Source organism: Xanthomonas sp. F14, assembly GCF_014199865.1.
Genome location: NZ_JACHOM010000004.1, coordinates 42677 through 55842, shown reverse-complemented (window position 1 = coordinate 55842; position 13166 = coordinate 42677). Strand labels below are relative to the sequence as shown.

Sequence of the window (13166 nt, the reverse complement as noted above, 5' to 3'; positions counted from 1 at the left end):
GGGGTATTGCATGGCGGTGCCGGCGCCTGGAGGCGCGTTGGTCGACGGCGGCTTGCAGCGATATCGCCGAGCGCCGCGGCCGCACGGCATCGCAGGCAATCGGCAATTCGCTCGTGCCTGCTGCATTCGGGTGCAGTAGCTCCAGCGTGTCGGCCGTCATCGCCACGGTTGGCCGCGCGCCTGCCCACTCCAGTACGGCCCGAACAGCGGCGCCACTCGCTGCGCGCCGCCCTGGGCCAACAGCGCAGCACGGCCGCATCCGGCACAATGCGCACACGCATGCACGCCACTTCCGCGCCCGATTTCCGCCTCTATCCCTCAAATGCGCTGGATACGCTGGCTGCCTTGCTCGCACAGGAGCTGCGCCGGCCGGTGCCGGAGCAGCCGTTGCTGCAGCCGGAGGTGGTGCTGATCCCGCAGGTGGCGATGCGGCGCTGGCTGCAGTCCACGCTGGCGGCCGAGCACGGCGTGGCGGCCAATCTGGAATTCCTCACCCCCGGCGAGTTCGTCGCGCGCGCGCTGGAATGCAATCTTGGCCCGGCCGACGACGACCTGGACATGGCGACCACGCAGTGGCGCCTCTACACCGCCTTGCAGGCCGATCTGGGCAGCGACGCGGCGTTGGCGCCCCTGGCCGGTTATCTGTCCGATGGCGATGCGCTCAAGCCCTGGGCGCTGGCCGGCGAGCTGGGCAATGTGTTCGAGAAGTACCAGGCCTGGCGACGCGACTGGTTGCTGCGCTGGGAAGGCGGCGCCGACCCTGATGATCCGCAGGCGCGGCTGTGGCGCAGCATCGCCGCCGGCCGGCAATACCGCGCGCGCCGCATCGGCCAGTATCTGGATCGCTACGCACGCCCGGACGGCCCGCTGCCGCAGGGCTTGCCCGGGCGCCTGTTCGCCTTCGCCATCTTGAATATTTCGCCCGACGTGCTGCGCGTGCTGGCCACGCAGGCGCGCGTGGGCACGCTGCATTTCTACCTGCCCACGCCCACGCAAGGTTACTGGGGCGACCTGCAAACCCTGTGGCAGCGCCGTCGCGAAGACGGTGCGGTGCAGCTGTTTGCCGAGCAGGTGCAGGAAAACCCGCTGCTGCAGGCCTGGGGCGCGGCCGGGCGTGACTTCATGGCATTGGTCGGCGACTACGAGGTGGTGCACCCGCTGGCCGAGATCGCCGCCTACGCCGACCCATTGGAGTCTGGCCGCCGCGCACTGGCCGACGGCGGCCTGGGCGACAGCCTGCTGCGGCGCATGCAGAGCGACCTGTTCCATCGCCGCGCGCCCAGCGTGCCTGCCGCGTTGCCGGCGGTGAATCTGCACGACCCCAGCCTGCAGGTGCACGCCTGCCACACCCGTCTGCGCGAGCTGCAGGTGCTGCACGACCAGCTGCGCGCCTTGCTCGACGATGCGCGCTTCGACCCGCCGCTGCAGCCGCGCGAGATCGCGGTGCTGTCGCCAAATATCGACCCGTACGTGCCGTATCTGGATGCGGTGTTCGGCAGCCACGGCAACGACGATGCCTTGCCGTACGCGCTGGCCGACGCCAGCCCGTTGGCCAGCGAGCCGCTGGCCGAAGTGTTCCTGAGCTTGCTCGGCCTGCCGATCGCACGCTTCGGCCTGCACGAGATCCTCGACCTGCTCGCCAGTGCGCCGATCGCCGAGGCCGCCGGCCTGGACGAAGCCGGGCTGGAACGTCTGCGCGGCTGGCTGCATGCGGCCGGCGCGCGCTGGGGGCTGGATGCGGCGCACCGGCGCCAGCATCAGGCACCGAGCGACGACGCCTACACCTGGCGCTTCGCGCTGGACCGGCTGCTGCTCGGCCATGCCAGCGGCACCGACGACGATATCGAGGGTGTGGCGCCATGGCCGCAGCTGGAAGGCAGCGCGCTGGCCGCACTGGATATCTTGTTGAAGCTGCTGCGCGTGCTCGAACGCCACCAATCCGTGTTGGCCGAGGCGATGACGCCGGTCGAGTGGCGCGAGCGGCTGCTCGGCCTGCTGGAGGCGCTGATGCCAAAAGCGCCTTCGGCACCGCGTGCGCAGCGCGCGCTGGACCGCTTGCGTAGCTTGATCGACCAGTTCGCCCGCGATGCGGTGCGCGCCGAGTACGCAGGCAGCGTGCCGGCCGAAGTGGTGCGCGCGCATTTTGCTGCAGTGCTGGGCGAGTCGGACACGCGCGCGCCGCTGCTCACCGGCGGCATCAGTTTCGGCCGCATGGTGCCGATGCGCTTGCTGCCGTTCCGCGTGATCTGCCTGCTCGGCATGAACGATGGCGACTTCCCGCGCCGCGACCCGGCCGCCGGGCTCAATCGCCTCACCGCGGAATTGGGCACCGAGCGTCGCCGGCACGGCGACCGTTCAACCCGCGAGGACGACAGGTTCCTGTTCCTGCAGTTGTTCGCCTCCGCGCAGGAAGTGTTCTACCTGAGCTATCTCGGCGCCGATGCGCGCGACGGCAGCGCGCGCGAACCGTCGGTGCTGGTCAGCGAGTTGCTGGGCAGCGCCGCGCAGTACCACGCCGACCCGGCGGCAATCGACACGCTGGTGGTGCACCACCCGTTGCAGCCGTTTGCCGCCGCCGCCTTCGGTGCGCCGGGCGATCACGGCGCCGACCCGCGCCGTTTCAGCTATCGCCGGCAGTGGCGCCCTGCGGTGGACAGCCTTACCGGCCAGCGCCAGCCGCTGGCGCCCTGGGTGGCCGGTGCGTTGCCGGCCGATGACATCGCAGTGCCGACGAATGTGTCGATCGACGAACTGCGCCGCCTGTTCGCCGACCCGGCCGGGCAGTTCCTGCGCCACCGCCTGGGAATGCGCCTGCCGGATCCGGCCGGCGAAGACAGCGATCTGGAGCCGCTGCTCGCGCCCACGCGCGGGCTGGAGCAATACGGCCTGCAGCAGCATGTGTTCGACGCCGCGCTGGCCGGCGACACCGAGCGGCTCTACGAGCGTCTGCGCGCGCGCGCGTTGCTGCCGTCCGGGCCGCTGGGGCGACGCCAGCTCGATGAGCGGGTGGCGCAACTGCGCCCGTATGCCGAGGCATTCCGGCACTGGCGCGGCGAGGCGCCGGCGCAGTCGCGCCGGTTGCAGGTGCAGATCGGCCAGACCGAGGTGCACGGCCGTGTGCCCGGCTGGTATGCGAGCGGGGTGGGGCGGGTGCAGGTCGGCGCGCTCAGCGGCCGCAGCGCGATCCGCCACGGCCTGGAATGGCTCCTGCTGCGCGCCGCCGGCGAGCACGCGCCGTATGTGCGCTTCTTCGAAGACGAAGACGGTTTAGGCCCGCATCCCATCGATGCCGAACCGCTGTCGCAGACCCAGGCGCAGGGCGCGTTGGCTGCGCTGCTGCAGGTATACCGGCAGGGCTTGCAGACGCCGCTGGCGTTCGCGCCCTACAGCAGCTGGAAATACCACCAGGCCGCGCGCAGCGACGACCTGGACAAGGCCATCAAGGACGCCGCCGGGCAGTGGCAGTCCAGCTTCGGCTGGAGCGAATCGCACAGCCCGGAACTGCGCCTGGTCAACCGCGGCCGCGACCCGTTCGCCGACGCGCAGCGCTTTGCCGATTTCGCCATCACCAGCCATCGCGTGTACGACCTGCTCGGGCGCGGCAACGCCGATGCCACGCTGGATCCGGAGCGTCTGATCGAGAGCTGGCGCCACTGGCATGGCGCGCAGGAAGAGGCCGAATGAGCGCCAGCCCGGTCACCGACCCGTATCTGCAGCTGCCGCTGCATGGCGTACGCCTGATCGAGGCCAGCGCCGGCACCGGCAAGACCTTCACCCTGGCCACGCTGTTCACCCGGCTGGTGGTCGAGCGTGGCCTGCGCATCGGCCAGATCCTCGCCGTCACCTTCACCGAGGCCGCCACCCAGGAACTGCGCCGCCGCATCCGCGAGCGCCTGGTGCTGGCCGCGACGCTAGTCCCCGACGCCCCCGTAGGAGCGGCCCCGGCCGCGACTGACTTCGCCGACGACCCGTCGCGGCCAGGTCCGCTCCTACACGAAGCGCCCGACGCCTTTGTCGCCACGCACCTGGCCACTGACACCGAAACACCCACCGCCCCCGTAGGAGCGGCCCCGGCCGCGACCGACCTCACCGACGACCCGTCGCGGCCAGGTCCGCTCCTACAGGACGCGCCCGACGCCTTTGTCGCCACGCACCTGGCCCCTGGCACCGAAACACCCACCGCCCCCGTAGGAGCGGCCCCGGCCGCGACTGACCTCGCCGACGACCCGTCGCGGCCAGGGCCGCTCCTACAGGACGCGCCCGACGCCTTTGTCGCCACGCACCTGGCCCCTGGCACCGAAACACCCACCGCCCCCGTAGAAGCGGCCCAGGCCGCGACCGACCTCGCCGACGACCCGTCGCGTCCAGGTCCGCTCCTACAGGACGCGCCCGATGTGCTGCTTACGCGCGCCATCCTCGCCACCCACCTGGCCACCGGCACCGAAACACCCGCCGCCCTGCGCCGCCGCCTGCAACAGGCGGTGGAAGAAATCGACCTGGCCGCCGTGTTCACCATCCACGGCTTCTGCGCGCGCGTGCTGCGCGAGCATGCGCTGGAAAGCGGCCAGGCTTTCGCCGCACCGGAACTGCTCGCAAACGACCGCGAACTGCTCGGCGAAGTCGCCGCCGATCTATGGCGCCAGCGCGCCGCCGATGCGGCAATGGCCGAAGACCTGATCGCGCTGTGGTCGGGCGGCCCCGATGCATTGGCCAGCGATCTGCGCGCCTTGGTGCGCCATCCAACGCTGCTGCCGGCCGCCGCCACGACAAACGACGATTCCGCTGCGCTGCTGCAAGCGGTGCAGGACGCCAGTACTGCACTGGCCGCGGCATTCCAGGCGCACGGCAGCGCGTTTTTCGACACCATCATGGCCGCCATCGACGGCGGCATCCTGAGCAAGGTCAGCTACAAGCCCGAGTGGCTAACAGCGTTGTGGCACTGGTTCGACAGCTTCGCCGCCGCACCATCGATGCACGCAACGCCGCACGCCAAGCTGATCAAACTCACCGCCGCGGAACTGGCCGCCGGCACCAACAAGAAGTTCGTCGATCGCACCCCGGCCTCGCCGCTGAGCCACGAGATCGACGGCTATCTCACCGCGCTGGCCGGTGTCGAAGCATGGCGCAGCCGTCGCCGCATCTGCCTGCTGCACGCCCTGCGCGAGGACGCCATTGCGCGGCTGGCATTGCTCAAGCGCCAGCGCCGCGTGCAGACCTACGACGACCTGGTCGATGGCGTCGCGCACGCGCTGGAAGGCGCGCAGGCGCAGGCGCTGGTCACGCGGCTGCGCGCGCAATACGCCATCGCGCTGGTGGACGAATTCCAGGACACCGACGACCGCCAGTGGGCGATCTTCTCCAACGTGTTCGGCGAAGGCGCGCTCGCACGCGCCACCGGCCTGGAGCCGGCGCTGTTTCTGATCGGCGACCCCAAGCAGGCCATCTACGGCTTCCGTGGCGGCGACGTGCGCACCTATCTGGCCGCCGCCGTCACTGCTGAACTCGCCCCGCCGCTGAGCCACAACTTCCGCTCGCGCCCCGGCGTGCTGGCGGCCATCGACGCGCTGTACGCGCAGGCCGGCTACACCGACGCCTTCCTCACCGATGGCATCGCCTTCCACCCGGTGCGGCCCGGCACCAAGCGGGTGGATGCCGACCTGCAACGCGATGGCGGCCCCGCCCCGGCGCTGACGCTGTGGCGCGCCCCGGACCCGCCGCCGCCACCTGCCGCGGCAGCGGCAAAAACCAAGCAAGCAGGAAAGCCCAAACCCTGGAGCGCCAACCGCGCCCGCGAGCTGGCCACCGCCGCCTGCGTGGCGGCGATTCGCGGCTGGCTGGCCGGCGGCCGCGATGGCACCGCCACCGTCAATGGCCGCCTGGTGCAGGCCGGCGATATCGCCGTGCTGGTGCGCAGCCACGGCGAGGCCACGCGCATGCAGCAGGCGCTGGGCGCGGTGGGCATCCCCGCCGTGGCGGCTGGCAAGCAGAGCCTGTTCGCCACCGACGAAGCGCTGGAGCTGCTGGCCCTGTTGCAGGCCTTGCTCGACCCGGGCGACGACAGCCGCCTGCGCGCCGCGCTGGCCACCGTGCTGATCGGCGCGGACGCCGCCGCCATCGCCGCGCTCGCACACGACGGCGAGCGTCACCGCCGCTGGCAGCAGCAGGCGCTGGACTGGCGCGAGCGCTGGCAACGCGGCGGCCCGCTTGCCCTGATCGGCGACCTGGGCGCCGCGCACGGGCAACGCCTGCTCGCCCTGGTCGATGGCGAGCGCCGCCTCACCAACTACCTGCAGCTGGCCGAACTGTTGCAGGAGGCCGACGCCCGCGCACTCGGCCCGCACGGCCTGGTCGATTGGCTGTCGCGCCGCATCGCCAATGCCGACGACAACGACGAAGCCCAGCAGCTGCGGCTGGAGTCGGACGCGCGCCGCGTGCAGATCGTCACCCTGCACAAGAGCAAGGGCCTGGAATATCCGCTGGTGTTCCTGCCGTACATCGGCATCGGCCGCAGCGACAAGGGCGCCGGCCGCCATTGCGTGGTGCATGCGCCCGAGCTCGGCCGCCAGCTGCACTGGAAGACTGATAAAGACGACCCGACCTGGAGCGCCGCCGAAGCGGCCTGGAAGCAGGAACAACGCGCCGAAGACGCACGCCTGCTCTACGTCGGCCTGACCCGTGCCGAGCACGCGCTGTGGATCGCCAGCGGCCCGTTCCACCAGCACGAGCGCACCGCACTGTCCGGCATGCTGCGCGCGCTGGACGCACTGCAGGGCACGGCCGGCGAGGGCGCAGTGGTGGTCGATATGTCCACGCCGCCCACCAACCTGCCGCGCCTGCCGCCGCCGGTCGAGGCGCAGGTGCCGCCCGCGCGCGCGCCACAGCGGCATATCGCCCCGGACTGGTGGGTCTACAGCTTCACCCAGCTGGCCAATGCCGATGCCGGCGCCGCCACCGACCCGATGGCCAGCGCCACGGTGGTCGGCAGTGGCGGCAGCGACGAGCCGTCCGGCAGCGAGGCCGTTGCGGTGGCCGCCGAGGTCGACGCCTTCGACCCGCGCTTTGCCGGCAACCGCTTCGGCGTGGTGATGCACGACGTGTTCGAGCGTTGCGACTTCGCTGCGTGGCAGGCCTGGCGCCCCGGCCTGCCCGCACCCGAGGGCCAGGCCGCCGCCATCCTCGAGGCGCTGCAGCGCGGCGGCTACGTCGAGAAAGAATGGGACGACGGCCTGGCCATGCTCACCGCGCTGATCGGCCACACCCTCACCGTGGCCCTGCCCGAAGGCACCACCCTGGCCGCCGTGCCCGCGCCGCAGCGCCGCAACGAGATGGAATTCCACTTCGCCATGCGGCCCACCCGCGTCGATGCGCTGCTCGCGTTGCTGCACCGGTTTGGCGTGGTGAGCGACCGCCAGGCCTTCGGCGCACGCCAGCGGCTGGAAGGCCTGATGACCGGCCTGATCGACCTCACCTACACCGTGGACGGGCGCTGGTACGTGCTCGACTACAAGTCCAACCGCCTGCCCAGCTACGACGCCGACGCCCTGGCCCGCGCCATGGCGCACAGCGAGTACGAATTGCAGGCGCTGATCTACACCGTCGCCTTGCACCGCTGGCTGCGTTTCCGCCTGGGCGATGGCTACGACTACGCCCGCGACTTCGGCGGCGTGCGCTACCTGTTCTGCCGCGGCCTGGACGCCACCCGCAACCCCGCATCCGACTCCAGCTCCATCCCCGGTTCCGGTTCTGACTCCGGTTTCGACTCCGGCTCCGGCTCCGTCAATGGCGCCAGCGCCGCCTCCGATTCCGACCCCGTCAATGGCGCCAGCTCCATCTCCGATTCGGGTTTCGACTCCGACGCCGTCAACCGCGCCACGCCCGCGCCCGGCATCCACGCCTGGCGCTTCGACCCGGCGCTGGTCCAAGCCCTGGACGCCCTGTTCGCCGGCAGCGCCCCGGAGCCGACATCCAGCAACCCAGGCACGCCCGATGCCCGCTAGCGCACAGCTCCTTACCGCTGACGCACCAAAGCCCCGCTCTCCCCGGGGCGATAAAGCACTGGTTGCGCGCCACTGGCGCGCGTGCCTTGGAGCGCCCGCGCCGCTGGCGCGGGCTGGGGCGCGGAGCGGGGGTTGGGGTGAGGGTACGTCCGCCGCCGAAGCATCCAAGCCATGACCCAACAGACCGCACGCCCGATCAGCGCTGTGCGCACGCCCGGCTCCCCTCGGGGCGGGCAGACCCCGCTTGCGCACACCGGTGCGCGTGCCTGGCAGTGTCTGCGCCACGCCGCGCGGGCCGGGGCGCGTAGCGGAGGGTGGGGTGAGGGCGCCTGCGCCCGGGAGGCGTCCACCGCATGAACCACCCAACCCTCTTCAACGCCCTGATCAAGGCCGACGCCCTGCGCCCGCTGGATCTGGCCTTCGCCCAGAGCCTGCAACGCTTGGCCCCCGACACCGACCCCCAGGTGTTGGCCGGCGCCGCACTCGCCTCGCTGGCCGTCACCAGCGGCCACGCAGGGCTGGACCCCGCCCGCGCCGGCATGCTGCTGGACGCGCGCGAGGGCCCAGCGCCCGCACTCCCGGACCCAGGCGATTGGCAACGCACCCTGGCCGCCTCGCGCTGGGTCGACCAACCCAATCCGCAAGATCCCGCCGCCGCCGACTGCCCGCTGGTGCTGGAACACGGCCTGCTCTACCTGCGCCGCTACCGCGAGTACGAGCGCCGCCTGGCGCTTGGCCTGCAACGCATCGCCGCCCAGTCGCCGCCCCCCTTCGACGCCGCCACGCTGGCCCCGCTGTTCGCACAGCTATTCCCCCAGGCTTCCTCTCTCCACATGGGAGAGGGTGCCCGAAGGGCGGGTGAGGGCACGCGCCTGCCCGAGCCATCCGTCGACCAGGAAGGTGCGGCCCCACCGGCTCCATCCCACCACCCAGACAGCCAGGCTCAGGCCGCCGCGCTGGCGCTGCGCCGCACCCTGCTGCTGGTCACCGGCGGCCCCGGCACCGGTAAGACCACCACCATCGCCCGCCTGTTGCTGCTGCGCATCGCCCAGGCACACGCCTCCAACACCCCGGCCCCGCGCATCGCCCTGGCCGCGCCCACCGGTCGTGCCGCCGAGCGCATGTCCGAAAGCCTGCGCCTTGCGGTCACGCGCGCCATCGCTGGCGGCATCGACCCGGCCCTGGCCGATGCGCTGCCCAATGGCGCCAGCACTCTGCATCGCCTGCTCGGCGTCATCCCGGATTCCCCGCACTTCCGCCACAACGCCGACAACCCGCTGCCGTTGGACCTGATCGTCGTAGACGAAGCCTCCATGGTCGACCTGCCGCTGATGTGCAAGCTGGTCGAAGCCGTGGCCGATGGCACCCAGCTGATCCTGCTCGGCGACGCCGACCAGCTGCCCTCGGTGGAAGCCGGCGACGTGCTCGCCGCCATCCTGCAGGCCGCCGGCCCCGGCGATGCCCTGCAGCCGCAGGACGCACAGGCGCTGCAAGCGCTGCTCGGCAACCCGCCCGGCGACACCACGCCCGCCGCCAGCCAGGGTGGCGGCCTGGCCGGCCACCGCGTGCACCTGCTGCGCGGCTACCGGCAGGCGGACGACTTTGCACTGGCCCCGTTGGCCGACGCCGTGCGCGCCGGCGACGCCGACACCGCCCTGGCCCTGCTGCGCAGCGGCGAGCTGGCCGGCGTGCACTTCCACGAAGACGGCGAAGACCCGCTCACCCTGGGCCGCGACGCATTGCTCGCGCACTGGCGCGCACTGGCCGACGCGCAAGACCCGGCCGCCGCTCTGCGCGATGCCGCGCGCCTGCGCCTGCTCACCGCCGTGCGCGCCGGCCCGCAGGGCGCACGCGGCCTCAACGCCCGTATCGAACAACTGCTGGCCGAAACCGGCTCCGGCGCGCGCCGCCTCGGCGCCGCCTCGCCCTGGTTCCAGGGCCGCCTGCTGCTGATCACCGAAAACAGCTACCGCCACGGCCTGTTCAACGGCGACGTCGGCATCTGCCTGCGAAGCGACGCGAGTCCCTCTTCGGGGCGCAGCGACGAAGGCCCCTCGTCAGGGCCAGGCCAGCCCGGCGGCACCGCCAGCCGTGCCCAAGGCCCGTTGGTCGCCTGGTTCGAAGGCGACGGCGACGGCCAGGTGCGCGGCTTCCACCCCGCCGCGCTACCCGCGCACGAAAGCGCCTTCGCCATGACCGTGCACAAGGCCCAGGGCAGCGAATTCGACACCGTCTGGCTGCAACTGCCCACCCGCGACGCCCGCGTGCTCAGCCGCGAACTGCTCTACACCGGCATCACCCGCGCCCGCCGCGCCCTGCACCTGGCCGGCAGCGAAGCGGTCATCCGCAGCGCACTGGCCCGGCACGCCGCGCGCATCTCGGGCCTGGCGTGGCGGTTGGGTGCGCAGCAGCAGGCGGTACCTGTCACTGAAGTTGCACTCAAGATGGCTACAGCGCCGCTTGCGCCAATGCAGGGTTCGTTATTCTGATGACATCACGCGCTTGGAGATCGCATGAACACTGATGACAAGGATGCCCCTGCCTCTGAGCTGATCCTGTACCGCACCGACGATGCGCAAACGCGCGTCCAAGTGCGTCTGGAAGGCGATTCGGTTTGGTTGACCCAGGCGCAGATTGCAGAGCTTTACCAGACGAGTCCACAAAACATCACTCAGCACCTTAAAGCGATCTTTGAGGAGTCTGAGCTAGAGGAAGCAGCAACCTGTAAGGATTACTTACAAGTTCGCCAGGAGGGAGAACGGCAGGTTCGCCGGTAGCTTAGACACTACAGTCTGGACGCCATCCTGGCCGTCGGCTACCGCGTTCGCTCCCCGCGCGGTACGCAGTTCCGGCAATGGGCCACCGCCCGGCTTACCGAGTATCTGGTCAAAGGCTTCGCCATCGATGACGAACGCCTCAAGCGTGGCCCTGATGACGGCTACTTTGAAGACCTGCTCGGCAAGATTCGCGACATCCGCTCCTCGGAGAAGATGTTCTGGCGCAAGGTGCTGGAGATCTACGCCACCAGCGTCGACTAAGATGCCTCGGCCGAGGCCAGCCAGCGCTTTTTCGCTACGGTGCAGAACAAGATGCATTGGGTTGCGCACGGACACACTGCCGCCGAGCTGATCATGGAGCGCGCCGACGCAGGCAAGCCGCATAGCGGGATGACCAACTGGGTTAGCGCTACGCCGCGTGCGTCCGACGCCACGGTCGCCAAAAGCTATCTAAATCCTGACGAGCTGGACGTACTGAATCGCATCGTCACTGCCTATCTGGAATTTGCGGAGCTTCAGGCGCTGAACCGCAAGCCCATGACCATGGCCGACTGGATCGCCAAGCTTGACGACTTTTTGCGGCTAAGCGACCGAGAGGTGCTCACCCACGCGGGCCGGGTCAGCCGTGAGCAGGCGCTGGAATTTGGTAAGGCTGAATTCGCACGCCACAAGCAGCAGAAGCTGGCCGAGCCCTCAGCGGTCGAGCGCGATTTCGACGCCGCTACGCGAGAGTTGAAGAAGATGGCACGTGCGCGGGGCAGTGGCGCAGCTGGCAAGAAGGCCGGAGATGCATAAACCCAGTCCCGGCATTGTCGATTACCACTGAGCACGAGGCATCTGTCCATGACAGTCCTGCCCAACATCCACCCTGGCGAAATCCTGCTTGAGGAGTTCCTCGAGCCGATGGGCATTAGCCAGAACGCACTGGCGCGGGCTACCGATGTACCGCCGCGTCGCATCAACGAGATCGTGCTGGGCAAGCGCGGTATCACCGCCGACACCACCGTGCGCCTGGCCGCAGCGCTGGGCACGACCGAGCGGTTCTGGCTGGGCCTGCAAGCCGATTACGAGCTCGAACAAGCACACCGCGCGCTGGGTGACCTGCCATCGCGGATCAAGCGGTTGGCGGCTTGATCCGGGCTTCTTCCAGCACGCCGCATTGAGCAGGCAATTCAAGACCGTCATCTGATCTGGCTGTGCCGCTGCTCGGCATGGCAGCATGCAGCGTTGCTTGCGACAACGCCTGGCCGTTGGAAGCATGAGTCAACTCCCGAAACAGGACCGCACCGATGGACCGACGTCGCCGCAAACGCATGGAGCGCTATTGGGTGCGGGCAGAAGCCAAGGCGCGTGCAGCGGTTGACCGGTTGGACCCGGAAAGCTGGTTCGACCTGTGGCATACGCATGTGGACTGGAATGGCCGCGGCCACTCCTGTGTTGAGCATCGGCAGATGGTCAACGCGGTTGCAGTGCGCGTGTTGTGCTACCTGGAAGCACGTCTGGCGCAACGTGGGGCAGCGGTGCAACTGTGGGCAGACCTCAGTGAGGACACGATGGATACGGGCATCTACGCGCACTCTGCCAATCCGAATGGCACGAGCTTCCCGGCCGCCTTTCCCAACCTGGATTGGCAACTGGCTCTGCCTGCCGAGGTCGCAGCGATCCTGCCCGCCACGCATCGGGCCGGCACCGCGTCATGCGATGGCAGTACTTGGTATGTCGTGCAGCGTCAGCCAGCCGTGGTCGGCCCGGAGGCACGTCAATGAGTTCCACCGACAAAGCCCATCGCACCGCATTGCGTTATGCCGTCGGTGCTCGTCAGCCGCGTGTGGCCAAGGCGCCCGTCACCGGCGCCGCCTATCGGCTAGCGCACGCCTGCTTCGGTTGCCGCAGAAGTTTCAAGATCGCTCCGCGCGAGCAGGTGGCCCCCTGTCCTGGCTGCGGTAACGCGCTGTGCGTGATGGGGCGTTCGTTCAAGGCACCCCCGGCCCGCAACCAGGCGCAATGGCGCAAGGTCGAGCGGTTGTATCGCGCTGGCTTTCGGTTCTTCAGTTACCGCAGCCACCCGTGCGTTGCTCTCCCAGCCAAGCTGTCGGAGGTCGATCGCTTCATCCGTGAGAACCCTGAGCACCCATTACGCCTGGGGGGTCATTGAGGTTGGCACGGCGTCACACCGCGAGGCCAGGCCTGCGCCTGACCTCGTCTGCCGTCTGGCAGGCCGGGCGGCTTACTTGCCCTTCTTTTCCTGCTTGGCCGCGCGCTTTTCCTTCAGCGTCTTGGTCGGCTCTTTCTTCTGGCTCTTCTTCTGGTCCATCCCCTTGCTCATGACACCCTCGTAGTTGCTGGATTGATCGGTCGGGCAGCGCCATGACCCTGGCGTGCCTGCGCACTG

The 13166-nt window shown here is 69.8% G+C and carries 7 protein-coding genes and 1 pseudogene; all 8 read left to right on the top strand.

The window, feature by feature from the left end:
- The first annotated feature begins 279 nt into the window (after positions 1-279).
- The 8 genes and pseudogenes from recC (at position 280) to GGR73_RS14295 (ending at position 12929) form a co-directional block, all read left to right on the top strand.
- Positions 280-3684 carry an exodeoxyribonuclease V subunit gamma gene (recC, locus tag GGR73_RS14325; protein WP_184457543.1) on the top strand — a complete coding sequence of 1135 codons (3405 nt, stop codon included), beginning with the start codon at positions 280-282 and terminating at the stop codon, positions 3682-3684.
- Positions 3681-7997: a UvrD-helicase domain-containing protein gene (locus tag GGR73_RS14320; RefSeq protein WP_184457542.1), complete on the top strand. Its 4317-nt coding sequence runs from the start codon at positions 3681-3683 to the stop codon at positions 7995-7997. Before recC ends, GGR73_RS14320 begins: the two co-directional genes overlap by 4 nt.
- Before the next feature lie 353 nt (positions 7998-8350).
- Positions 8351-10486 carry an exodeoxyribonuclease V subunit alpha gene (recD, locus tag GGR73_RS14315; protein ID WP_184457541.1) on the top strand — a complete coding sequence of 712 codons (2136 nt, stop codon included), beginning with the start codon at positions 8351-8353 and terminating at the stop codon, positions 10484-10486.
- A 24-nt stretch (positions 10487-10510) separates the two neighbouring features.
- Entirely contained in the window at positions 10511-10774 is a 264-nt protein-coding gene (locus GGR73_RS20220) for a hypothetical protein (RefSeq protein WP_221234166.1), read from the top strand.
- A 15-nt stretch (positions 10775-10789) separates the two neighbouring features.
- Positions 10790-11569, top strand: a pseudogene (locus GGR73_RS14310) (virulence RhuM family protein).
- A 48-nt stretch (positions 11570-11617) separates the two neighbouring features.
- Complete coding sequence (locus tag GGR73_RS14305; RefSeq protein WP_184457540.1) at positions 11618-11908, top strand: HigA family addiction module antitoxin; 291 nt, start codon at positions 11618-11620, stop codon at positions 11906-11908.
- A 155-nt stretch (positions 11909-12063) separates the two neighbouring features.
- Positions 12064-12540 carry a hypothetical protein gene (locus GGR73_RS14300; protein WP_456362977.1) on the top strand — a complete coding sequence of 159 codons (477 nt, stop codon included), beginning with the start codon at positions 12064-12066 and terminating at the stop codon, positions 12538-12540.
- A complete protein-coding gene (locus tag GGR73_RS14295; protein ID WP_144410888.1) occupies positions 12537-12929 on the top strand; it encodes a hypothetical protein in 393 nt (130 codons plus the stop codon). The genes GGR73_RS14300 and GGR73_RS14295 overlap by 4 nt, the downstream gene beginning before the upstream one ends.
- Positions 12930-13166: the final 237 nt, after the last annotated feature.

Excerpts from the sequence above, each read along its gene's own strand:
- GGR73_RS14300 (WP_456362977.1), top strand. The coding sequence starts at position 12,064 with ATGGACCGACGTCGCCGCAAACGCATGGAGCGCTATTGGGTGCGGGCA.
- GGR73_RS20220 (WP_221234166.1), top strand. The coding sequence starts at position 10,511 with ATGAACACTGATGACAAGGATGCCCCTGCCTCTGAGCTGATCCTGTAC.
- GGR73_RS14305 (WP_184457540.1), top strand. The coding sequence starts at position 11,618 with ATGACAGTCCTGCCCAACATCCACCCTGGCGAAATCCTGCTTGAGGAG.
- GGR73_RS14295 (WP_144410888.1), top strand. The coding sequence starts at position 12,537 with ATGAGTTCCACCGACAAAGCCCATCGCACCGCATTGCGTTATGCCGTC.
- recD (WP_184457541.1), top strand. The coding sequence starts at position 8,351 with ATGAACCACCCAACCCTCTTCAACGCCCTGATCAAGGCCGACGCCCTG.
- recC (WP_184457543.1), top strand. The coding sequence starts at position 280 with ATGCACGCCACTTCCGCGCCCGATTTCCGCCTCTATCCCTCAAATGCG.
- GGR73_RS14320 (WP_184457542.1), top strand. The coding sequence starts at position 3,681 with ATGAGCGCCAGCCCGGTCACCGACCCGTATCTGCAGCTGCCGCTGCAT.